This is a genomic window from Limnohabitans sp. (assembly GCF_036804465.1).
Lineage (GTDB): Bacteria > Pseudomonadota > Gammaproteobacteria > Burkholderiales > Burkholderiaceae_C > Limnohabitans.
This window is the reverse complement of record NZ_DAIRSK010000009.1, coordinates 87,950-109,058: the sequence shown is the minus strand read 5'-3', so window position 1 is coordinate 109,058 and position 21,109 is coordinate 87,950. Positions and strand designations below refer to the sequence as shown.

The window sequence follows — 21,109 nt, the reverse complement described above, 5'->3', positions numbered from 1 at the left end:
TTTTACGGTGGCTGTAGCTCAGTTGGTAGAGTCCAGGATTGTGATTCCTGTTGTCGCGGGTTCGAGCCCCGTCAGCCACCCCAGTATTCATGCGCCCTAGCGACCTTTTTGGTGGCTGGGGCGTTTTGTTTTCTGATCCGATGTAAGGGCGGATGTGAGACTGACCATACTTATTGCGTGATGAAATGCTGTGATAGCCATTTCTTAAAGTGTGTCGCTGTTTCTATGTGCAATGCAAATTGTGGCTGGATGAAGTAGTAAGCCCTTAATCCAGACAAAGGTCGTTGACACGCGACCACGAGGTCGCCATTGCGGAGCTCGTTTGTGACCAAAACTGTGGGCATCAGTGAAACACCTAAACCGCATTGAGCTGCAGCCACTTGCATTGAAAATTGCTCATATTTAGGGCCTGCCATGGATTGGGCTGGGTCAAGTCCTTGAGCGTTAAACCACTGTCGCCATGCTTCTGGTCGAGTGGACTGTTGCAGCAATGGCATGCGTGAAATTTGGTCTGGTGTGAGAGGTCGGTTCCTCCTGAGCAGAGAAGGGCTGCACACCGGAATGACTTCTTCATCAAATAATTTTGTTGCCTCGGTGCCAGCCCACTGCAATACTTGTTCTGGTGTGCCTGCATAGATAGCGGCATCCATTCCTGAATCACTGAACATGAAAGCTCTCGTGCGTGTTTCTATATGGATGTGCGTGTTTGGAAACAACTGAGAGAAGTGAGGAAGACGAGGAACGAGCCATTTAGAGGCAAATGTGGGAACAGCTGCAATGGCTAGGTTGTTCCCTAGGCTATTTCCTCCCATGATGTCGAGCGTATCGCGTTCCAGTCCATGCAGGCGCTGAGATATGTTCTTGTAATAACGCGCGCCTGCTTGGGTGAGTTGCATCCCATGTCGATCTCTTTTGAAAAGAGCCACACCCAACTTTTCTTCTAACGAGGAGACTTGTCGTGACACCGCGCCTTGCGTCAAAGAAAGTTCTTGGGCGGCTTTGGTAAAGCTCGCATGTTTGGCTGCGGACTCAAAGCAGAGCAAGCCCTGAATAGATGGCAGTTGGCGGCGCATATGTTGTGAGAATTGGTTCAGTTATTACAAATCATCATATCTGAGTGCGAAATATTCGTTTGAGTATTTGGAATATCCCAAATGACAATGGTGCAACATCAGTTGATTTGAAAGTTACACATGAGCGCTAGCAGCAGTTTTTCTTGGTCAGATCCATTCATGCTTGACTTGCAATTGACGGACGAAGAACGGCAGGTCAAAGAAGCTGCCGCTTCGTATTGCCAAGAGCGCTTAGCGCCTCGCGTGCGAGAGGCCTTCCGTCACGAAAAAATGGACATCACTATTTTTAGGGAGATGGGTGAGTTGGGTTTGTTGGGTGCGACGATCCCTGAAACCTATGGCGGCGCTGGCTTGAACTATGTTTGCTACGGGCTTGTGGCGCGTGAGGTGGAGCGCGTGGATTCAGGTTACCGCTCCATGATGAGCGTGCAGTCTTCATTGGTGATGCTGCCCATCCACGAGTTTGGTTCGCAAGCACAAAAGCAAAAGTACTTGCCCAAGCTCGCCACAGGCGAGTGGATTGGTTGCTTTGGTTTGACCGAGCCCAACTATGGGTCAGACCCTGGCAGCATGATCACGCGCGCCAAGAAAGTTGCTGGCGGTTATTCGCTCTCTGGCGCCAAGATGTGGATTACCAACAGCCCCATTGCCGACGTGTTTGTGGTGTGGGCCAAGGACGATGCGGGAGCGATTCGCGGCTTTATTCTTGAAAAAGGCTGGAAGGGTTTGAGTGCTCCAGCCATTCACGGCAAAGTGGGTTTGCGCGCCTCCATCACTGGCGAGATCGTGATGGACGAGGTGTTTGTGCCAGAAGAATGTGCCTTTCCCGATGTGCGCGGTCTCAAAGGACCGTTCACTTGTTTGAATAGTGCTCGCTATGGCATAGCTTGGGGAGCATTGGGTGCGGCAGAAGATTGTTTTCAGCGGGCACGCCAATACGTGATGGATCGCCAACAGTTTGGTCGCCCTTTGGCTGCTAATCAGCTGATACAAAAGAAGTTGGCCGACATGCTGACCGAAATTTCATTGGGCTTGCAGGGCTGCTTGCGCTTGGGTCGTATGAAGGACGAGGGAACGGCCTCAGTTGACATCACCTCCATTTTGAAGCGCAACAGTTGCGGCAAGGCTTTGGACATTGCGCGTATGGCCCGCGACATGATGGGTGGCAACGGTATTTCGGATGAGTTTGGTGTGGCGCGTCACTTGGTGAACCTTGAGGTGGTCAACACCTACGAAGGCACGCACGATGTGCATGCGTTGATTTTGGGACGTGCCATCACGGGGATAGCGGCGTTTTCGAACTAATAATCACGTCAAATGATGTCAACAGTTTCGCAGCCCTCTATGCCAAGACCCTTAGCAGGCATTAAGGTTTTGGATTTGTCTAGAGTTCTGGCCGGACCTTGGGCGGGGCAGATGTTGGCGGATTATGGTGCCGATGTCATCAAAGTTGAGCGCCCAGGGGTGGGGGATGACACGCGCACATGGGGGCCGCCATGGTGGGGTGAGGGGAGTGGCAAAGTTGCCGCGTATTTCTTGTGCGCCAACCGTGGCAAACGATCTGTCGCCATTGATCTTTCGAGTGAGGATGGGGCCCGCCAAATTAGGCAACTCGCAGCGGATGCGGACGTCTTGATCGAAAACTACAAAGTTGGCCAACTTTCTAAATTTGGATTGGATGCGCCCACTTTGCGAGCGCTTAATCCGCGTCTTATTTACTGCTCCATCACCGGCTATGGTCAGCATGGACCACTTTCACAAAAAGCCGGCTACGACTTTGCGATTCAGGCAGAAGCGGGCCTCATGAGCATCACTGGGGAGAAAGATGGCGAGCCTCAAAAAGTGGGTGTTGCCGTGACCGACCTCATGACGGGGGTCTATGCAACAACGGCAATTCTTGCTGCACTGTATGAGAGAAATACAACGGGGCAGGGTCGCACGATTGATGCATCACTTTTTGATGTGCAAGTGGCCATGTTGGCCAATCAAGCGAGCAATGAATTGGTTGGTGGCACCCATCCCACGCGGATGGGCAATGCGCATCCAAACATCGTTCCGTATCAGGTGTTTGCGACACGTGATGGTCATATGGTGCTGGCCATCGGCAATGATGGTCAATTCGAACGCTTTTGTCGCGTCTTGGGTCATCCAGAAATCGCTACCCATGATTCATTTAAAACCAACCCAAGCCGCGTTAAAAATCGTCATGAACTTGTGGCTTTGATTTCAACATGGCTCACAAACCGCGCCACTGCTGATTGGCAAAAGTTACTAGACGAGGCTGGTGTGCCTTGCTCTGCGATCTTGGATGTAGAACAGGTCATGCAGCACCCTCATGTCTTGGCCCGTGGCATGCTGCTCAACGCTGACCATCACTTTTCGCCCCCCATGGTTGCCAATCCAATGTTGATGGATGGCTGTCGCATGACAGCAAATACCTCACCTCCCGCCCTGGGCTCGGGAGACTGTTGTTGGCTTGATTCTCAAAATGAGTGAGCCGCAGGGTAATCCATGATGATTTATTTGCCTCAAGTCATGCCGCCCAAACTGCTGATTGGCGAAGTTGACAATCAACTTTCTGAGCGGCTCAGGGTCATTGCTGAATTGGTCAGTCGCGCTGGACTTCCTACTGAAGTCACTCAGGATATTCGCCGCGCCAAGTGGCACAAACTGATGTTGAATCTGATTTGGAACCCCTTGTGCTCGATCACCCAGTCGTCACCGGGCTACATCGTCAAAAGTTCGCTGGCTGCAGAGATGGTGGGTTTGATGATGGCCGAAGGAAGTGCCGTGGCCCGCAGCGTGGGGTTAGATCTAAAGTCCGACCCGCAAGCCGAGTTGGCGCGTGTGCGTGACAACTTGTTGCAACAGCCTTCCATGCTTCAAGATGTGCGCGCGGGCCGTGCCATTGAATGCGATGCCATCATGAACGCCGTGGTGGAGATGGCGCATCTCACAGGCGTGCCAGTGCCGACGCTGAGGTCTGTAGCGGCGATGCTGGATGTTCTTAATTCCGGAATTGTTCGGCAAGGACAGGGTATCGGCTTTCAGTCACAGCCATAGACCCGTCAAGTTTGATTTGACTTGGTCGGATGGGCCTGGGTGTGTGCATGCACGGCGTAAAATCAGCCTTTTCGCGCTTTTATAAACATACCCATGCTTCAGATTACGCTCCCCGACGGTTCGCAACGTGAATTTCCAGGCCCCGTGACCGTGGCCGAGGTGGCTGCGTCGATTGGCGCTGGCTTGGCCAAGGCTGCTTTGGCTGGCAAGGTCGACGGCCAAGTGGTGGACACCAGCTACACCATGAGCAGCAATGCGAGCTTGGCCATCATCACCGCCAAAGACGCCGAGGGCTTGGAGGTGATTCGTCACTCCACGGCTCACTTGTTGGCCTATGCGGTGAAAGAGCTGTATCCAGAAGCACAAGTGACCATTGGTCCCGTCATCGACGACGGTTTCTTTTATGACTTCTCGTTCACCCGCGGCTTCACCCCCGAAGACTTAGGGGCCATCGAAAAGCGCATGACCGAGTTGGCCAACAAAGACGAGGCCGTGGTGCGTCGCGTGTTGCCGCGTGACGAGGCGGTGGCTTATTTCAAAGACATGGGCGAGCACTACAAGGCTGAGATCATTGCCAGCATTCCTGCCAATGAAGACGTCAGCCTTTATCGCGAAGGCGCCTTTGAAGACCTCTGCCGTGGCCCGCACGTGCCCAGCACCGGCAAGCTCAAGCATTTCAAACTCATGAAAGTCGCTGGCGCCTACTGGCGCGGTGACCACCGCAATGAAATGCTGCAACGCATCTACGGCACAGCATGGGCCAGCAAAGAGGATTTGCAGCTCTACCTCAAGCGCCTTGAGGAAGCCGAGAAGCGCGACCACCGCAAACTCGGCCGCGAACTCGATTTGTTCCATATCGACGAACACTCACCTGGCACCGTTTTCTGGCATCCCAAAGGCTGGACGGTTTGGCAAGAAGTTGAGCAATACATGCGTCGCGTTTACCGCGACAACGGCTATCAAGAGGTCAAGGGGCCTCAAATCTTGGACCAAGGCCTTTGGGAGAAAACCGGCCACTGGGATAAGTATCGCGAAAACATGTTTGTGACTGAGAGCGAGAAGCGCGACTTTGCGTTGAAGCCGATGAACTGTCCCGGCCACATCATCATCTTCAACCAAGGTATCAAGAGTTACCGCGATTTACCACTGCGTTTTGGCGAATTTGGCCAATGCCATCGGAATGAGCCCTCAGGCAGTTTGCACGGCATCATGCGGGTGCGTGCATTCACACAAGACGACGGACATATTTTTTGTACTGAGACTCAAATCCAAGCTGAAGTCATCGCTTTCACTACCTTGTTGCAAAAGGTTTATCGCGACTTCGGCTTCACCGACATCTTGTACCGGCTATCGACAAGGCCAGAAAAACGCATTGGTAGCGACGAAAGCTGGGACCGGGCTGAAGCCGCCTTGGCCGAAGGTTTGCGTGCCTCAGGCTGCGATTTTGAATACCTGCCAGGCGAGGGTGCTTTCTACGGCCCCAAGATCGAATACACCCTGAAAGACGCGATCGGTCGCGAATGGCAGTGCGGCACGATCCAGGTCGATCCGAACATGCCTGAGCGCTTAGATGCCGAATACGTGGGCGAAGACGGTGCCCGTCACCGCCCCATCATGCTGCACCGCGCGATCGTGGGCAGCTTGGAGCGTTTCATCGGAATTTTGATCGAACAGCATGCGGGCGCCTTGCCCACTTGGCTGGCACCCACCCAGGTGGCGGTGCTCAATATCACCGATTCCCAGGCCGAATATGCCCAAGAAGTTGCAAAAACGCTGCGAAATCAAGGGCTTAGTGTCGATTTAGACCTCCGCAATGAGAAAATCACGTATAAAATACGCGAGCATTCAATGCAAAAGCTTCCCTACATCTTGGTCGTAGGCGACAAAGAGAAGGAAGCTGGCGCCGTCGCAGTGCGCGCCCGAGGCAACCAAGACCTCGGTGTGATGTCCCTCGAAGCCTTCTGTCAAAAGATTGCTGCAGACATCTCTCTCAAAAGCTGATTTCATTGAGAAATTGCCAAGAGTTGTGCGTTGCACATCTGTGTCGGTTCATTTTTGTTTTTAAAGGATAGTCACCATCGCTACAGAATTTCGCGACCGCCGCCAGCGCGAGGAACGCAAACACCGCCTTAACCGGGAAATCATGGCCCCGGAAGTCCGCCTTTCAGGTCCTGACAACGAACCCCTCGGTATCGTGAGCTTGGCAGAAGCCTTGCGCATGGCTGGAGAGATTGACGTTGACCTGGTAGAAATTGCTGCTACGGCTGTGCCGCCGGTGTGCCGTTTGATGGACTACGGTAAGTTCAAGTACCAAGAGCAAAAGAAAGCTGCGGAAGCGAAATCCAAGCAAAAGGTCATCGAGGTCAAGGAAATCAAGTTCCGGCCCGGTACCGATGATGGTGACTACAACATCAAGATGCGCAACATCAAGCGCTTCTTGGATGACGGTGACAAATGCAAGATCACGCTGCGCTATCGTGGCCGCGAGATCACGCATCAAGAAATCGGTATGGCGCTGTTGCAGCGCATCCGTGATGAGTTGGCGGACCTGATCGTGGTTGAACAGTTCCCCAAGCTCGAAGGGCGTCAAATGATCATGATGATCGCGCCTGGTAAGAAGAAAACGGGTGGCGCCGCCAAACCCGCTGCAGAAGCCGCTTCGGCAGTCTCTGCATAAATTGGCAGCGCGGCGTGCTGCCGCGCTTTGAAGGTAAGCAAATTAGTGTCTCGGGGCTAACAAGACTGCACTTCCTTGTGCAGGCGCCTCACGAGCACAAATAAAAGGAGCATTCAATGCCCAAAATGAAGACCAAAAGCAGCGCTAAAAAGCGCTTCCGCGTTCGTCCAGGTGGTACCGTCAAACGCGGTCAAGCCTTCAAACGTCACATCTTGACCAAGAAGACGACCAAGAACAAGCGTCACCTCCGCGGCTCAGTGGCTGTGCATGAGACCAATATGGGTCACATGGCGCAAATGCTGCCCAAGTGCGGCCTGTAATTAACTGACGAACAAGGAGAAAAAATATGCCTCGCGTTAAACGTGGTGTTATGGCCCGTGCCCGTCACAAAAAAGTTCTGGCTTTAGCCAAAGGTTTCCGCGGCCGCCGCGGTAACGTCTTCCGCATCGCCAAACAAGCGGTGATGAAGGCCGGTCAATATGCTTACCGCGATCGCCGCACCAAAAAGCGCGTGTTCCGTCAGCTGTGGATCGCTCGTATCAATGCTGCCGCACGTCAGTGTGGAATGACCTACAGCCAATTTGCCAACGGTTTGAAAAAGGCTGCGATCGAAATCGACCGCAAAATGTTGGCTGACTTGGCCGTTCACGACATGGCTGCTTTCACCAGCATCGTGAATCAAGTCAAAGCCAAACTGGCTGCTTGATCGTCAAGGGTTAACCACCACCAAGCAAAGGGGTTGGGGCTACGCAGCTTCAATCCCTTTTTTGTTTTCTCATTCCCCATATTCTTATGAACGAGTTGGACTCTCTGGTCGCCAGTGCCAAGGCCCTGTTTGTGCAAAGCACCACGCCGGCTGATCTTGAAAACGCGAAAGCCCAGTTTTTGGGCAAGTCAGGTCGCATCACCGAGATGATGAAGGGCATGGCCGCTTTGAGCGTGGAAGAAAAGAAATCAACAGGTGCCTCCATCAACGTGGCCAAGCAAGCGATTGAGGCGGCGCTCACGGCTCGCCGCCAAGCCTTGGCCGATGCCGAACTCGAGACTCAACTCAAAGCCGAAGCCTTGGACGTGACCTTGCCCGGTCGTGCCCGCATGGCAGGCGGTTTGCATCCGGTCACGATCACGCTTGAACGTATCGAAGCCATCTTCGGCTCCATGGGTTTTGAAGTCGCACAAGGCCCAGAGATAGAAACCGACTGGTTCAACTTCACCGCGCTCAATACACCTCAAGACCATCCCGCTCGCTCCATGCACGACACCTTTTATGTGGAAGGTGGCAGCGACGAAGCGCCCTATTTGCTGCGCACACACACCAGCCCGATGCAAGTGCGTCACGCGGTGCAACACGTCAAGCGCTACCAAGCGCGTTTGGATGCCGGTCAAGGCATGCCCGAGATTCGCGTCATCGCCCCAGGCCGCACCTACCGTGTGGACAGCGATGCCACGCATTCGCCCATGTTCCACCAATGCGAAGGCTTGTGGATTGGCGAGAACGTGAGCTTCAAAGACCTCAAGGTGGTGATCACCGATTTCTGCCGCACCTATTTTGAGAGCGACGACTTGGTGCTGCGCTTTCGCCCTAGCTTCTTCCCTTTCACAGAGCCAAGCGCAGAGATTGATATCCAATTCCAAAGCGGCGCTTTGGCGGGGCGTTGGCTCGAAGTAGGCGGCTCAGGCCAAGTCCACCCGAATGTGGTGCGCAACATGGGTCTTGACCCTGAGCATTTCATCGGCTTTGCCTTTGGCATGGGCATGGACCGTTTCACCATGCTGCGTTACGGCGTGAACGACTTGCGCTTGTTCTTCGATGGCGACATTCGCTTCTTGAGCCAGTTCCAATAACTTCACGCACTCACGAGATTCATCATGCAATTTCCCGAATCCTGGTTGCGCGAATTCTGCAACCCCGCACTCACCACCCAAGAACTGGCCGATACCTTGACCATGGCGGGTTTGGAAGTGGAAGAACTCCAGCCCGTTGCGCCGCCTTTTACGGGCATTGTGGTGGGTGAAATCAAAGAAGCCGTGCAGCACCCAGACGCCGACCGCTTGCGTATTTGCCAAGTGGACGTGGGGCAGGGCGCCATGCTCAACATCGTGTGCGGCGCACCCAATGCACGTGTGGGCATCAAAATTCCATGCGCCATGGTGGGTGCTGAGTTGCCACCCGGTGAAGATGGCAAACCTTTCAAAATCAAAGTGGGCAAACTGCGCGGTGTGGAGAGCCAAGGCATGTTGTGCTCGGCCAAAGAACTCAAAATTGCAGATGACAACGGCGGCTTGCTCGAACTGCCCGCTGATGCACCCTTGGGTCAAAACATCCGCGCGTTCTTAAACCTCGACGACACCTTGATGACCTTGAAACTCACGCCCAACTTGGCGCACTGCCTGAGCGTGTATGGCATTGCTCGCGAGCTGTCAGCCCTCACAGGCGCACCGCTAAAGGCGCCTACTTTCCCAGCCGTGGCTGCAACCAATCAAGACATCTTGGCTGTGAAAATCAGTGCGCCTGATTTATGTGGCCGTTTTTCTGGCCGCGTGGTGCGTGGTGTCAACACCCAAGCGCAAACACCCGCATGGATGGTGAACCGTTTGGCCCGATGCGGTCAACGCAGTGTGAGCCCTTTGGTCGACATCTCTAACTACGTGATGTTCGAGCTGGGCCGTCCTTCTCACATCTTTGACCTCGACAAAATTCAAGGTGACTTGGATGTGCGTTGGGGCAAAGCGGGTGAACAACTCAAGCTTTTGAACGGCAACACGGTGACCGTGGACGACAAAGTGGGGGTCATTGCGGATGCTCATCAAGTCGAATCGCTTGCGGGCATCATGGGTGGCGACGCCACCGCGGTCAGCGACGCCACGCAAAACATTTACATCGAAGCCGCTTTCTGGTGGCCCACAGCCATTGCAGGCCGTTCACGCCGTTTTAACTTCAGTACCGACGCGGGCCACCGCTTTGAGCGAGGTGTTGATCCCGAATTGACGGTGGAGCACATCGAGCGCATCACCCAGTTGGTGTTGGATATTTGCGGCACGCCCAACACCACCGTTGGCCCCATCGATGACCAGCGCGTGAACATGCCTGTCGCCAAACCAGTCATGCTGCGCGTGGCACGTGCAGAGCAGGTTATTGGCATGCCGCTGACGCAACAACGCGTGACTGATGTTTTGCGCGGTTTGGGTTTACACCTGACAGAAGGCCTGGGGTTTGTCACCGTGCAACCCCCATCTTTTCGTTTCGATTTGCAAATCGAAGAAGACCTGATCGAAGAAGTCGCCCGCATGGTGGGTTACAACAACCTGCCCACCACGCCGCCTTTGGCGCCCATCACGGCCAGCGCTTGCCAAGAAGCACAACGCAGTCCACACGCCTTGCGCCACCATTTGGCTGCTTTGGGCTACCAAGAAACCATCAACTACAGCTTTGTGGATGAGCGTTGGGAACATGAATTGGCGGCCAATGCCAATCCCATCAAACTGCTCAACCCCATTGCCAGTCAAATGAGTGTGATGCGCTCTAGCTTGTTGGGCTCTTTGCTCCATGTGGTCAAGTTCAACGTCGATCGCAAAGCCTCACGCGTGCGTGTGTTTGAGTTGGGCCGCGTGTTTCACAAAGATGCGTCTGTGCACAACACAGACACCACCGTGCAAGGTTTCCATCAACCCATGCATGTGGCAGGCATGGCCTATGGCAGCGCGACACCTTTGCAATGGGGCAGCCAAGAGCAAGCTGCAGATTTCTTTGATGTGAAGGCGGATGTCCAAGCGTTGTTGGCCCCAGCGGTGCCAGAGTTTGAAGCTGCAGCGCATCCCGCCATGCACCCCGGCCGCTGCGCCAAAGTGTGGGTCAACGGTCAAGCCGTGGGCCATGTGGGTGAGTTGCACCCACGCTGGCGTCAAAGCTGGGAGCTGGCGCAAGCCCCTGTGATGTTTGAACTCTTGCTGGACGCGGTGTTGCAGCGCGATGTACCCAAGTCCAGCGGTGTGGCCAAGTTCCCTCACGTGGAACGCGACATTGCCGTTATCGTCAAAGACAGCGTCACACACGCCCAGTTGATGGCAGCTGTGCAGGCTGCTCAAACCCAAGGCTTGTTGCGCAACGCTGTTTTGTTTGACGTCTATCGTCCCAAGGCGGGCAGCACGGCCATGGCCATCGACGAAAAGAGTTTGGCTGTTCGCCTCACCCTCAACAGCGATGAAGCCACTTTGAACGACGCACAAATTGAAGCTGCGGTGCAAGCCGTGCTGGCAGAATTGGCTGTCCAAGTGTCTGCGCGTTTGCGCGCTTGATGTATTCACATTAAATTAGAGAAACGTATGGAACTTTCTTTTGAGAGCCTAGAAACGCCAGCGTTGACGAAAGCGCAGCTGGCTGATTTGTTATTCGAGCAAATTGGTTTGAACAAGCGTGAGTCCAAAGACATGATTGACGCCTTCTTTGACCTCATTGCGCAAAGTTTGGTCGACGGCACCGATGTGAAGATTTCCAGCTTTGGCAATTTTCAAATTCGCACCAAAGCACCTCGTCCAGGTCGCAATCCACGCACGGGTGAATCAATCCCCATTGAGGCCCGACGCGCAGTGACTTTTCATGCCAGTCACAAGCTCAAAGAACAGATTCAGGGTGAGAGTAATCCCAAAGTTGACAAGTGAATGAACAAGAGGCCCACCCGGCCTCTTTTTTTTGATAAAACTCTCAAGACATGCGATTCTGAGTGGTTCTTCGTGTAACCTCTGCGGTCCCGTTCACAAGCTACTGATTTTCATGGAGAAATCCATCCTTCCATCCATTCCAGCCAAGCGCTACTTCACCATTGGTGAGGTGAGCGAGTTGTGCGGCGTCAAGCCGCACGTGCTGCGCTATTGGGAGCAGGAATTCACGCAGTTGCGTCCCATGAAGCGTCGCGGCAATCGTCGCTATTACCAGCGCCATGAAGTGCTGATGATTCGCCGCATCCGTGACCTTTTGTATGACCAAGGTTTCACCATCACGGGTGCGCGCAACAAGTTGCAAGAGTTGGTGGGTTTAGACCGCGAAGCAAGGCGTGCAGGGGGTGAATTGAGTGATGCAGATTTCATCGATGATGCGGTCACCACGCACAACAATTTGCCAATGCTTGCCTTGAGCAGCGGTGATGAAGCGCTGCAAACGCTACGCAAAGAACTCTCACAAATTCGCGATCTGCTCTCTGAGCTGCACTGAGTCAGCGTATAATTTCCGCTTGATTCGGTGTGTGGCGCAGCCTGGTAGCGCACTTGCATGGGGTGCAAGGGGTCGAAGGTTCGAATCCTTTCACACCGACCAAGAATGACAAGGGTTAGCAATGTAATTTGCTAACCCTTTTGTCTTTTGTGGCCTAGCGCAAAGATGTTCAAACAATGTCGACTTGGTGCAGCCCAAACTTGCCCGTCTTTGCATCTGCAAAGTAGTGCTGCAATGTTTCTTTGACCGTGCGAAACGCAATCTCGTCCCACGGTATTTCATGCTCAGCAAACAAACGCGCTTCTTGCGTTTCATGGCCAGGCTCAAAGATGTTGCTGGTCAGCTGGGCACGGTAGAAAAAATGCACTTGGCCCACACGCGTGACGTTCATCAAGGCAAACAGCTCTTGCATTTCAAACTGCGCACCGGCTTCTTCCACAGTCTCTCGCGCCGCACCTTCAGCCACAGTTTCGTTGAGCTCCATGAAACCCGCTGGAAGCGTCCACTTGCCTAGGCGCGGCTCGATGTTGCGTTTGCACAGCAGCACTTGGTTGCCCCACACGGGCACCGTGCCCACCACGTTGAGCGGATTTTCGTAGTGGATGGTGTGGCAGGCGTTGCATACCGCCCGCTCACGCGTGTCGCCGTCATCTGGCACGCGGTAGGTCACCGCGCTGCCGCACGACTTGCAATGTTGAATCAGTTGGCGATGCAACATGGTGCTTGAATCGTTGGGTGTTTCAAGATGATTTGCCCACCAACTCGAAGTGCTCCACCACAGGGGGCTGAGCGAAGAAGGGGCCAACAATGGCACGCCAATCGGCGAAGGCGGGCGACTCGCGAAAGTCCACCATGTGGTTTTCCAGCGTGGTCCAGAAAATTTGCAAAATATAGCGCTCGGGTGTCTCGACGCCTCGGTTGATTTTGTAGCCCTCAAACCCTTTGGCTTTGGAGATCACGGTCTCCACGCCACGTTGGATGGCTTCGTCAAAAGCAGCTTGTTGGCCTGCATGAATACGGATGTCGGCGAGTTCGAGAATCATGGTGGATCTGTGATGAGTTGAAATTGTCCTTAAGTCTAACGTGACCGCGCGCAGCCGCTGGTCGTGTTCAGGATATCCTTCATGACTATGTCATGCCCACGCGCCAACACGCCTTCTTCTAGTTTGCCAGCGCCCTTGCTTTGGCCCATGGATTGGGCGCTGCCTAAGGGTGTGCACGCTGTATGCACCACGCGTGTGGGGGGGGTGTCCAAACCTCCATTTGATCACTTAAACCTAGGCGACCATGTAGGAGACGAACCGCAGGCAGTTGCCACCAACCGAGCCTTGCTGCAAGCGCAGCTAGGCGGCGCGCTGCCCGTGTTTTTAAAGCAGGTGCATGGTGTGGATGTGGCTCAGCTCACCGCTACCACACCACAAGCGGTCGTGGCCGATGCATGCATCACCCAACAGGCACACGTGGCCTGCACCATCATGGTGGCAGATTGCTTGCCGCTGTTGTTCACCGATGATGCGGGTCAAGTGGTGGCAGCTGCACATGCGGGTTGGCGTGGCTTGGCAGCTGGTGTGATCGAGCAAACAGTTTTGGCGCTGAGCAGCCAAGCGGGTGTGGATGCTTCGCAAGTGCGCGCTTGGCTGGGCCCATGCATTGGTCCAGATGCATTTGAGGTGGGAGACGATGTGCACCTGGCATTCACTGCAGCGGCTGACGCAAAGTCAATACAAGCACAGCGTTATTTCAAACCGCACCCCACGCACGCGGGCAAATGGTTGGCTGATCTTGCAGGCTTGGCGCGCCTTCGCTTGAATGCTTTGGGCGTCAGCGCGGTGGCGGGCAACAACAGCTCATCCGAGTGGTGCACCGTGCAGCAAAGCTCACGGCTCTTTTCGTACCGCCGCGACGGAGCGACTGGACGCTTCGCTGTGTGTATTTGGCGCGACTGAGTTTTCGTTCTCCACCGTCGTTTGTGTGCCAACTGCGGCAATGCTTTGCGCGCGCTCGGCGGCCTCTTTGGCCTTGATGGCACGACGCCTCGATGGAGCGCCCATGATGTAGCCCACCACGCCCATGGGCAGCAAGCCATAAAGTAAAAAAGTAACGACCGCGCCAAGCAAAGTACCCACTGGGCTCGTGGCTTCGGCGATGGCCATCATCAACGCCACATAAATCCATGCGATCAGGACCAAATACATCTAGGGGTTTTCTCTTGAGTTTGATTTTTGTCAGAAAAAAGAAGGCAATACACTGACATACTGGCGACAGTTAAAAACACAACAGCGACTGTATAGGAGTTAGCGATGGATCAGAATGCGGCCCTCAAGAGCCTAGGGGATAGCTGGCTCAAAGCCATGGCCTCATTTCAAAAAATTGGAACTTTAGACACCCAAGCACCTGCACTGAGCTTTCCCCCCGACAAGCTCGAAACCCTGCAAAAGCAATACATCGAAGAAGCCACCGCACTTTGGAACCAAAGTTTGCACGGCCACACCGAAGTGAAGGACCGCCGTTTCAAAGGCCAAGCATGGGCACAAAACCCCGTGGCCGCGTTCACTGCAGCGGCCTACTTGCTCAACACCCGCACCATGATGGCGCTCACGGAGGCTGCTGACACAGACCCCAAAACCAAAGCCCGCATTCAATTTGCCGTCGAGCAATGGGCCGCCGCCGCTGCCCCTAGCAACTATTTGGCACTCAACGCCGAGGCGCAGCAAAAAGCAATCGAAACCAAGGGTGAGAGTATTTCTAAAGGCATTCAAAACCTGTTGCATGACATGCAGCAAGGCCATGTGTCGATGACCGACGAGAGCTTGTTTGAGGTGGGCAAAAACGTCGCCACCACTGAAGGCAAGGTGGTGTTTGAAAATGCATTCTTCCAACTGCTCGAATACAAACCACTCACCGCCAAGGTGTACGAGCGTCCGATGTTGTTTGTGCCGCCTTGCATCAACAAGTTTTATATTTTGGACCTGCAACCCGAAAACTCCCTCATCCGTTATGCGGTCGCACAAGGCCACCGCACCTTCGTGGTGAGTTGGCGCAACCCCGACGAGAGCCTGCGCAACACCACGTGGGATAACTATGTGCAAGACGTCGCCATCCAAGCCATTCAGGTGGTTCAAGAAATTGGGGGCGTCTCACAAATCAATGCCTTGGGTTTTTGTGTGGGCGGCACCATTCTCTCCAACGCGCTTGCTGTGTTGGCGGCGCGTGGAGAAAATCCAGTAGCCAGCGCTACGTTGTTGACCACACTGATTGACTTCACCGACACCGGCGTATTGGATGTGTTCATCGATGAGGCCTTTGTCAAGTACCGAGAAGGCCAGTTTGCAGAAGGCGGGTTGATGAAGGGCAAGGACATGGCGTCGACCTTCAGCTTCTTGCGCCCCAACGATTTGGTGTGGAACTACGTGGTGGGCAACTACCTCAAAGGTGAAACACCGCCACCATTTGATTTGCTCTACTGGAACAGCGACTCCACCAATTTGCCAGGCCCCATGTATGCCTGGTATCTGCGCAACACCTACCTCGAAAACAACCTCATCAAGCCCGGCAAAACGACGGTGTGCGGCGAGAAGGTTGATCTGCGCCAAGTGGACATGCCTTTGTACATTTATGGCTCGCGTGAAGACCACATCGTGCCCATTGGCGGCGCCTACGCCAGCACGCAAGTGTTCCCCGGCAAAAAGCGTTTTGTGATGGGTGCTTCAGGTCACATCGCGGGCGTGATCAACCCGCCCGCAGCCAACAAGCGTTGCTTCTGGACTGGCAGCGAAACCAGCTTTCCCAAAGATGCAGAGCAATGGATAGCCAAAGCCAAAGAGCACGCAGGCAGCTGGTGGCCCGATTGGTCGGCATGGCTCAAGACCCATGCTGGCAAACAAATTGCAGCACCCAAGGCCTATGGCAAGGGAAAACACAAAGCGATTGAGGCCGCACCTGGCCGCTACGTCAAAGAACGCTCTAGCCACTAACTTTTCAAACTTTTCTTGGGAGATACATCAATGGAAGACATCGTCATTGTTTCAGCCGCGCGCACGGCAGTGGGCAAATTTGGGGGTTCACTCGCCAAAATTGCCGCGACTGAGCTGGGCTCTATCGTGATTCGCGAAGCTTTGGCACGCGCCAAGCTGGACCCTGGCATGGTGGGCGAAGTCATCATGGGCCAAGTGTTGGCTGCTGGCGCTGGCCAAAACCCAGCACGCCAAGCCTTGATGAAGTCGGGAATTCCTCACGCTGTACCTGCGCTCACCATCAATGCGGTGTGCGGCTCGGGTCTCAAAGCTGTCATGCTGGCTGCGCAAGCGGTGGCTTATGGCGACAGCGACATCGTGGTGGCCGGCGGTCAAGAAAACATGAGCGCCTCGGGCCATGTGTTGTTGGGCTCGCGCGATGGGCAACGCATGGGCAACTGGAACATGATTGACACCATGATCGTGGACGGCCTGTGGGACGTCTACAACCAGTACCACATGGGCATCACCGCCGAAAACGTGGCCAAAGAATTTCACATCACCCGCGACATGCAAGACGCCTTGGCCTTGGCCAGTCAACAAAAAGCATCGGCCGCGCAAGATGCAGGCAAGTTTGCAGACGAAATCGTGACGGTTCATATTCCCCAGCGCAAGGGTGACCCCATCGCTTTCCATGCCGACGAGTACGTCAACAAAAAAACCACCGCCGAAGCCTTGGCTGGTTTGCGCCCAGCGTTTGACAAAACCGGTTCTGTGACGGCAGGCAACGCATCAGGCATCAATGATGGCGCTGCGGCTGTGGTGGTGATGACGGCCAAAAAAGCTGCTGCCTTGGGCCTCACACCATTGGCGCGCATTGCCGCTTTTGGCACCAGCGGCTTGGATCCCAAAATCATGGGCATGGGCCCTGTATCTGCCTCGCGCAAAGCCTTGGAGCGTGCGGGCTGGAAAGCCTCTGATGTGGACTTGTTCGAACTCAACGAAGCCTTCGCCGCGCAAGCATGCGCTGTCAACCAACAGCTCGACATCGACCCAGCCAAGGTCAACGTCAATGGCGGCGCCATTGCCATTGGCCACCCCATCGGTGCATCCGGTTGCCGCATCTTGGTGACCTTGCTGCACGAAATGCAACGTACCCATGCCAAGAAGGGCTTGGCTGCTTTGTGTATCGGCGGCGGCATGGGCGTCTCGTTGGCGCTTGAGCGTTAATTCGCCCGCAGATCAATTCACACACTTCTTTCAGTAAAAACTCATAAACCAGGAGACAAAAAATGAGCCAAAAAGTAGCGTACGTCACAGGGGGCATGGGTGGTATCGGAACCGCGATTTGCCAACGCCTTCACAAAGAAGGCTTCAAAGTCATCGCAGGTTGTGGTCCAACGCGTGATTTTGTGAAGTGGTTGGACGAGCAAAAAGCTTTGGGTTACACCTTCTACGCATCTGTCGGCAACGTCGGCGATTGGGATTCAACGGTAGAGGCTTTCACCAAAGCCAAAGCTGAGCACGGACCGATTGACGTGTTGGTCAACAACGCTGGCATCACCAAGGACCGGATGTTTTTGAAGATGTCGCGCGAAGACTGGAGTGCAGTGATGAGCACCAACCTCGACTCCATGTTCAACGTGACCAAACAAGTCGTGCCCGATATGGTCGAGCGCGGCTGGGGCCGCATCATCAACATCTCGTCGGTGAACGGCGAAAAAGGCCAAGCGGGTCAAACCAACTACTCGGCGGCCAAAGCGGGTATGCACGGTTTCTCCATGGCTTTGGCCCAAGAATTGGCCACCAAGGGCGTGACTGTTAACACCGTCTCGCCTGGCTACATCGGCACCGACATGGTCAACGCCATTCGTCCAGACGTGTTGGAAAAGATTGTGGCTACCGTGCCAGTCAAGCGCTTGGGCAAGCCCAGCGAGATCGCCTCCATCATTGCGTGGATGGCCAGCGAAGATGGTGGCTACACCACGGGTGCTGACTTTGCTGTGAACGGTGGTTTGCACATGGGTTAACGCATCACGCGATGGGTGCTGTGTGCCCACATCCAAAGGCCGCAGATTCGTCTGCGGCCTTTTGTTTATTTGTGCGCTCAGTGTTAACCCGTCATGAAAATTTGATAAAGTACCAAACTAATAACAAATATGGCAAAAATGCCGGGGGATCATGGGCGATTACACCAATATGGCGGGTTACTACGATGTAATCATGACCTCTGGTTACTACGATTACGAAAAGATAGTGGACAGCCTTGTGGCCCACCACCCCCAGCGCAATGTCTTAGAAATTGGGTGTGGCACGGGTTTGATTTTGGAAGAGTTGGCCAAGCGCCAACCCAAGTTGCCGATTACTGGCATTGATTTGACTGCGCCCATGCTGTCGATTGCTCAGAAACGCTTGGCACCCTTTTCGACGGTGTCTTTGTCTCACCAAAACATCACCGAGTTGGCATTGGAACAAGAGCATGACTTGGCTTTTTCCTATGGCGGCGTGTGGTACTTTGTCATTGATGGCGAGAAAGAGCCATTCTTGGTGAGTCATATTTCAGACGCGCACGCCAACGAATTGGGGTTTGAGCATTTGGCCAAACACATGGCTTTGGGCGGCACCCTCTTGTTGGGTATCCAAGGACCCCACCACGACTACGAAACCGTCATCTCCAACGGCATGACCTATTCGCAAAAAATTGACCCCACCGACATAGGCTTTACCAAACACTATTACCTCCAAGACGGTGACCACACAGTCATGGACCAAACCGTGCGATACCGCACGTACAACTTTGCTGACGCGAAAGCCTTGATGGGCGCTTGTGGTTTTGAATACGTGCCTCGACAGGATGAGCACCAACTCTTTTTACAGTTCAAGAAAGTGAACTGATGGACACCGCAAAACCCAGCTTGTTTTTCATTGGCGTTGGCAACATGGGCAACCCCATGGCGGCCAACTTGGTGAAGGCGGGGTACGCCGTGACCGTGTTCGATGTGTCGCCTGGCAAGGCGGAGAACTTGTTGGCCTTGGGTGCCAATTGGGCAGCTAGTTTGGCCGAAGGCGCGGCACACGCCGATGTGGTGATGGCGTCATTGCCAGGACCTGTGCAAGTGCGCGAGGTGATGTTGGGCGAACAAGGCGTGTTGGCCCACATCCAAGCGGGCGCGACGGTGATCGACACCTCCACCAGTGCGGTGGCCTTGGTCCAGGAGTTGGTGGCCTTGGCTAAAACCAAAGGGGTGGATTTTTTAGAAGCCCCCGTCACTAACGCGGTGGACATGGCGGCACTGGGGCGCTTGTCCATTTTTGTGGGTGGTGACAAAGCTTGCTTTGAAAAGCACAAGCCCATCTTCGATGTGATTGGTGAAAAAATATTTCATGTAGGAGAGCCTGGCAACGGCGCCACCATCAAGCTACTGACCAACTTGTTGTGGTTTGTCAGCGCGGCGGCCATTGGTGAAGGTTTGATGTTGGGCGCAAAAGCCGGCATTCCGCTGCACACCGTGTGGGAAGCCATCAAGTCGAGCGCGGGCAACAGCTGGGTGGCCGAGCACGATGTGCCGTCCATCTTTGCAGGCCACTACGACCCGAGTTTCTCGCTGGCGCTGTGTTGCAAAGATTTGGGCTTGATCAACGGCATTGCCAAATCGCAAGGCTACGACTTGCCCATGGGCGGCTTGGCGCAACAGTTGTTTCAACAAGCCATGGCCACCTATGGCCCTGAAGCCGCCGAGCTGCATGTGGTGAAACTCTTAGAAGAGCGTGTGGGACACATGCTGCGCCCATGACCCATCAATCGCGTTTACTTGCTGAGGCCCATTTGCACATGCCGCAAGGCGTGGCTGAGAACTATCGCTATTGGGGCGAAAAAGACACGGTGTTCATCGCCAGTGCCAAGGGCTGCACGCTCACCGATGTGGATGGCAAAACCTATGTGGACTTTCGCTTAGGCTACGGCCCCATCATCTTGGGTTACCGCGACGAGCGGGTGGACAACGCGGTGATCGAGCAAATCACCCAGCGCGGCACGCTCTCTGGCTTCTCGACCGAGCTCGACACCACTGTGGTCAAGCAAGTCAAAGCCCTGTGTCCCAACATCGACAAAATGCGCTTTGCCAACTCAGGCACCGAGGCGGTCATGGGGGCGGTGCGTACCGCACGCGGCTATACCAAACGTGACCGCGTGGCGATTGTGGAAGGCTCCTTCCACGGCTTGTACGACGAGATGATGTGGAAGTCAGACATTGAGCGCTGGCAGCCAGGCAGCAACGTCTCACCACAAGTCATTCCATTTGGCGGTGGCATTCCTGAGCGAAGCCGCGAGCTGCTCAGCATCATCAGCCACAACGACTTTGAGGCCTTAGAAAATTTGTTTGCCACCCAAGGCGAGACCTTGGCCTGTGTGGTGATTGAGCCCATCATTGGCAACGCGGGCAGCGTGGCCGCCACCCAAGAATGGCTGCAACGCTTGCGCGATCTGTGCACGCAGCACGGCACGGTGCTGATCATTGATGAGGTGAAGTCTGGCTTTCGCGTAGCCAAGGGCGGGGCGCAAGAGTTGTATGGCATTCACGGCGACCTCACCACTTACGCCAAAGCCATGGGCAACGGCTACCCCGTCGCGGCCTTTGGCGGCAAAGCTGCAGTGATGGATGTGGTGGGCTCGCACTCAGGCGGTGTGGTGCATGGCGGCACGTACACGGCCAACTTGGTAGCACTCAGTGCTGCGCATGCGACCCTCAAAATTTTGACGGAGACCAACGCTCAGCAAACCATCAACCATGCAGGTGAACAAATTCAAGCCGTGCTGGGCCGTGTGTTCACTGCAGCAGGTTTAGCGCATGCCTTTGCAGGCCCGCCTGCCATGTTTGGCATTCACTTCAGCGCGACTGTGCCCACCAACTACCGCGATTGGCGTGTGACCAACAGCGATTTGTTCCGCAAGTTTGCGTGGGCCTTGATTGCGCGTGGTGTCATGCTCGAGCCCGACTCACGCGAGCCCTGGTTCATATGCGAAGCCCATCAGCACATGGACTTGGGTTGGTTGGAAGACGTGGCCACGCAGTCGATTCGCGAGGCACTCGCCAGCTAAGCCGCTCCCTGCGAGTGGGCCGGTGGAATTCAAAGC

General features: G+C 54.7%; 22 protein-coding genes and 2 tRNA genes. 20 read left to right on the top strand and 4 right to left on the bottom strand.

Features of this window, described 5'->3' with window-relative positions; genetic code table 11:
* Positions 1–7 precede the first annotated feature (7 nt).
* Positions 8–83, top strand: a tRNA-His gene (locus V7Q41_RS06635).
* An 87-nt stretch (positions 84–170) separates the two neighbouring features.
* Here V7Q41_RS06635 and V7Q41_RS06630 read toward each other — a convergent pair.
* Positions 171–1,073 carry a LysR substrate-binding domain-containing protein gene (locus tag V7Q41_RS06630; protein WP_333844504.1) on the bottom strand — a complete coding sequence of 301 codons (903 nt, stop codon included), beginning with the start codon at positions 1,071–1,073 and terminating at the stop codon, positions 171–173.
* Positions 1,074–1,193: 120 nt separating this feature from the next.
* Between V7Q41_RS06630 and V7Q41_RS06625 the strand changes: the two genes are divergently transcribed.
* From V7Q41_RS06625 to V7Q41_RS06570, 12 genes are all read left to right on the top strand, one after another.
* Positions 1,194–2,378, top strand: coding sequence for an acyl-CoA dehydrogenase (locus tag V7Q41_RS06625; RefSeq protein WP_333844502.1), 1,185 nt, complete (start codon positions 1,194–1,196; stop codon positions 2,376–2,378).
* A 12-nt stretch (positions 2,379–2,390) separates the two neighbouring features.
* Positions 2,391–3,569 carry a CaiB/BaiF CoA transferase family protein gene (locus tag V7Q41_RS06620; RefSeq protein WP_333844499.1) on the top strand — a complete coding sequence of 393 codons (1,179 nt, stop codon included), beginning with the start codon at positions 2,391–2,393 and terminating at the stop codon, positions 3,567–3,569.
* A 15-nt stretch (positions 3,570–3,584) separates the two neighbouring features.
* On the top strand, positions 3,585–4,136 hold the full coding sequence (locus tag V7Q41_RS06615; protein ID WP_333844497.1) for a ketopantoate reductase family protein: 552 nt from the start codon (positions 3,585–3,587) through the stop codon (positions 4,134–4,136).
* 93 nt (positions 4,137–4,229) lie between these two features.
* Complete coding sequence (gene thrS, locus V7Q41_RS06610) at positions 4,230–6,137, top strand: threonine--tRNA ligase (RefSeq protein ID WP_333844494.1); 1,908 nt, start codon at positions 4,230–4,232, stop codon at positions 6,135–6,137.
* 67 nt (positions 6,138–6,204) lie between these two features.
* Positions 6,205–6,813 (top strand): translation initiation factor IF-3, encoded by a 609-nt coding sequence (infC, locus tag V7Q41_RS06605; RefSeq protein ID WP_333844535.1) that lies wholly within the window; start codon positions 6,205–6,207, stop codon positions 6,811–6,813.
* A gap of 116 nt (positions 6,814–6,929) precedes the next feature.
* Complete coding sequence (rpmI, locus tag V7Q41_RS06600; RefSeq protein WP_100134218.1) at positions 6,930–7,133, top strand: 50S ribosomal protein L35; 204 nt, start codon at positions 6,930–6,932, stop codon at positions 7,131–7,133.
* Positions 7,134–7,159: 26 nt separating this feature from the next.
* Positions 7,160–7,519 carry a 50S ribosomal protein L20 gene (rplT, locus tag V7Q41_RS06595; RefSeq protein WP_333844490.1) on the top strand — a complete coding sequence of 120 codons (360 nt, stop codon included), beginning with the start codon at positions 7,160–7,162 and terminating at the stop codon, positions 7,517–7,519.
* A gap of 86 nt (positions 7,520–7,605) precedes the next feature.
* Positions 7,606–8,658, top strand: a complete 1,053-nt coding sequence (gene pheS / locus V7Q41_RS06590; protein WP_333844488.1) for a phenylalanine--tRNA ligase subunit alpha — start codon at positions 7,606–7,608, stop codon at positions 8,656–8,658.
* A 24-nt stretch (positions 8,659–8,682) separates the two neighbouring features.
* The gene (gene pheT / locus V7Q41_RS06585) at positions 8,683–11,109 is read left to right on the top strand and encodes a phenylalanine--tRNA ligase subunit beta (RefSeq protein ID WP_333844485.1); all 2,427 of its coding nucleotides are present in this window, start codon (positions 8,683–8,685) and stop codon (positions 11,107–11,109) included.
* Between the two features lie 27 nt (positions 11,110–11,136).
* A complete protein-coding gene (locus tag V7Q41_RS06580; RefSeq protein WP_333844483.1) occupies positions 11,137–11,472 on the top strand; it encodes an integration host factor subunit alpha in 336 nt (111 codons plus the stop codon).
* Between the two features lie 112 nt (positions 11,473–11,584).
* Complete coding sequence (locus V7Q41_RS06575; protein ID WP_333844480.1) at positions 11,585–12,022, top strand: MerR family transcriptional regulator; 438 nt, start codon at positions 11,585–11,587, stop codon at positions 12,020–12,022.
* 25 nt (positions 12,023–12,047) lie between these two features.
* Positions 12,048–12,124: transfer RNA gene (locus V7Q41_RS06570), tRNA-Pro, on the top strand.
* Between the two features lie 67 nt (positions 12,125–12,191).
* On the opposite strand, the gene V7Q41_RS06565 is transcribed toward V7Q41_RS06570, so the two are convergent.
* Together V7Q41_RS06565 and V7Q41_RS06560 are read right to left on the bottom strand one after the other, a co-directional pair.
* Positions 12,192–12,740: an NUDIX hydrolase gene (locus tag V7Q41_RS06565; protein ID WP_333844478.1), complete on the bottom strand. Its 549-nt coding sequence runs from the start codon at positions 12,738–12,740 to the stop codon at positions 12,192–12,194.
* 22 nt (positions 12,741–12,762) lie between these two features.
* Positions 12,763–13,065 (bottom strand): antibiotic biosynthesis monooxygenase family protein, encoded by a 303-nt coding sequence (locus V7Q41_RS06560; RefSeq protein ID WP_333844476.1) that lies wholly within the window; start codon positions 13,063–13,065, stop codon positions 12,763–12,765.
* An 87-nt stretch (positions 13,066–13,152) separates the two neighbouring features.
* On the opposite strand from V7Q41_RS06560, the gene pgeF reads away from it, so the two are divergent.
* Entirely contained in the window at positions 13,153–13,968 is an 816-nt protein-coding gene (gene pgeF / locus V7Q41_RS06555; RefSeq protein WP_442918815.1) for a peptidoglycan editing factor PgeF, read from the top strand.
* Here the strand turns inward: pgeF and V7Q41_RS06550 are convergent.
* A complete protein-coding gene (locus V7Q41_RS06550) occupies positions 13,900–14,217 on the bottom strand; it encodes a hypothetical protein (protein WP_333844470.1) in 318 nt (105 codons plus the stop codon). The genes pgeF and V7Q41_RS06550 overlap by 69 nt on opposite strands.
* A 105-nt stretch (positions 14,218–14,322) precedes the next feature.
* Here V7Q41_RS06550 and V7Q41_RS06545 point away from each other — a divergent pair, with 105 nt between their 5' ends.
* The 6 genes from V7Q41_RS06545 to V7Q41_RS06520 all read left to right on the top strand — a co-directional run bounded on the left by V7Q41_RS06545 (position 14,323) and on the right by V7Q41_RS06520 (position 21,073).
* The gene (locus tag V7Q41_RS06545) at positions 14,323–15,996 is read left to right on the top strand and encodes a PHA/PHB synthase family protein (protein WP_333844468.1); all 1,674 of its coding nucleotides are present in this window, start codon (positions 14,323–14,325) and stop codon (positions 15,994–15,996) included.
* A 30-nt stretch (positions 15,997–16,026) separates the two neighbouring features.
* Positions 16,027–17,205 carry an acetyl-CoA C-acetyltransferase gene (locus V7Q41_RS06540; protein ID WP_333844466.1) on the top strand — a complete coding sequence of 393 codons (1,179 nt, stop codon included), beginning with the start codon at positions 16,027–16,029 and terminating at the stop codon, positions 17,203–17,205.
* Positions 17,206–17,267: 62 nt separating this feature from the next.
* A complete protein-coding gene (phbB, locus tag V7Q41_RS06535) occupies positions 17,268–18,005 on the top strand; it encodes an acetoacetyl-CoA reductase (RefSeq protein ID WP_333844463.1) in 738 nt (245 codons plus the stop codon).
* 151 nt (positions 18,006–18,156) lie between these two features.
* Positions 18,157–18,870: a class I SAM-dependent methyltransferase gene (locus tag V7Q41_RS06530; RefSeq protein WP_333844461.1), complete on the top strand. Its 714-nt coding sequence runs from the start codon at positions 18,157–18,159 to the stop codon at positions 18,868–18,870.
* Positions 18,870–19,769, top strand: coding sequence for an NAD(P)-dependent oxidoreductase (locus V7Q41_RS06525; protein WP_333844459.1), 900 nt, complete (start codon positions 18,870–18,872; stop codon positions 19,767–19,769). Before V7Q41_RS06530 ends, V7Q41_RS06525 begins: the two co-directional genes overlap by 1 nt.
* On the top strand, positions 19,766–21,073 hold the full coding sequence (locus V7Q41_RS06520; protein ID WP_333844457.1) for an aspartate aminotransferase family protein: 1,308 nt from the start codon (positions 19,766–19,768) through the stop codon (positions 21,071–21,073). The genes V7Q41_RS06525 and V7Q41_RS06520 overlap by 4 nt, the downstream gene beginning before the upstream one ends.
* Positions 21,074–21,109 lie beyond the last annotated feature (36 nt).

What these genes read in the sequence shown, in the direction of transcription:
- V7Q41_RS06630 (WP_333844504.1), bottom strand. Translation starts at nt 1,073, where the DNA reads ATGCGCCGCCAACTGCCATCTATTCAGGGCTTGCTCTGCTTTGAGTCC.
- V7Q41_RS06625 (WP_333844502.1), top strand. Translation starts at nt 1,194, where the DNA reads ATGAGCGCTAGCAGCAGTTTTTCTTGGTCAGATCCATTCATGCTTGAC.
- V7Q41_RS06620 (WP_333844499.1), top strand. Translation starts at nt 2,391, where the DNA reads ATGATGTCAACAGTTTCGCAGCCCTCTATGCCAAGACCCTTAGCAGGC.
- V7Q41_RS06615 (WP_333844497.1), top strand. Translation starts at nt 3,585, where the DNA reads ATGATGATTTATTTGCCTCAAGTCATGCCGCCCAAACTGCTGATTGGC.
- thrS (WP_333844494.1), top strand. Translation starts at nt 4,230, where the DNA reads ATGCTTCAGATTACGCTCCCCGACGGTTCGCAACGTGAATTTCCAGGC.
- rpmI (WP_100134218.1), top strand. Translation starts at nt 6,930, where the DNA reads ATGCCCAAAATGAAGACCAAAAGCAGCGCTAAAAAGCGCTTCCGCGTT.
- rplT (WP_333844490.1), top strand. Translation starts at nt 7,160, where the DNA reads ATGCCTCGCGTTAAACGTGGTGTTATGGCCCGTGCCCGTCACAAAAAA.
- pheS (WP_333844488.1), top strand. Translation starts at nt 7,606, where the DNA reads ATGAACGAGTTGGACTCTCTGGTCGCCAGTGCCAAGGCCCTGTTTGTG.
- pheT (WP_333844485.1), top strand. Translation starts at nt 8,683, where the DNA reads ATGCAATTTCCCGAATCCTGGTTGCGCGAATTCTGCAACCCCGCACTC.
- V7Q41_RS06580 (WP_333844483.1), top strand. Translation starts at nt 11,137, where the DNA reads ATGGAACTTTCTTTTGAGAGCCTAGAAACGCCAGCGTTGACGAAAGCG.
- V7Q41_RS06575 (WP_333844480.1), top strand. Translation starts at nt 11,585, where the DNA reads ATGGAGAAATCCATCCTTCCATCCATTCCAGCCAAGCGCTACTTCACC.
- V7Q41_RS06565 (WP_333844478.1), bottom strand. Translation starts at nt 12,740, where the DNA reads ATGTTGCATCGCCAACTGATTCAACATTGCAAGTCGTGCGGCAGCGCG.
- V7Q41_RS06560 (WP_333844476.1), bottom strand. Translation starts at nt 13,065, where the DNA reads ATGATTCTCGAACTCGCCGACATCCGTATTCATGCAGGCCAACAAGCT.
- pgeF (WP_442918815.1), top strand. Translation starts at nt 13,153, where the DNA reads ATGTCATGCCCACGCGCCAACACGCCTTCTTCTAGTTTGCCAGCGCCC.
- V7Q41_RS06550 (WP_333844470.1), bottom strand. Translation starts at nt 14,217, where the DNA reads ATGTATTTGGTCCTGATCGCATGGATTTATGTGGCGTTGATGATGGCC.
- V7Q41_RS06545 (WP_333844468.1), top strand. Translation starts at nt 14,323, where the DNA reads ATGGATCAGAATGCGGCCCTCAAGAGCCTAGGGGATAGCTGGCTCAAA.
- V7Q41_RS06540 (WP_333844466.1), top strand. Translation starts at nt 16,027, where the DNA reads ATGGAAGACATCGTCATTGTTTCAGCCGCGCGCACGGCAGTGGGCAAA.
- phbB (WP_333844463.1), top strand. Translation starts at nt 17,268, where the DNA reads ATGAGCCAAAAAGTAGCGTACGTCACAGGGGGCATGGGTGGTATCGGA.
- V7Q41_RS06530 (WP_333844461.1), top strand. Translation starts at nt 18,157, where the DNA reads ATGGGCGATTACACCAATATGGCGGGTTACTACGATGTAATCATGACC.
- V7Q41_RS06525 (WP_333844459.1), top strand. Translation starts at nt 18,870, where the DNA reads ATGGACACCGCAAAACCCAGCTTGTTTTTCATTGGCGTTGGCAACATG.
- V7Q41_RS06520 (WP_333844457.1), top strand. Translation starts at nt 19,766, where the DNA reads ATGACCCATCAATCGCGTTTACTTGCTGAGGCCCATTTGCACATGCCG.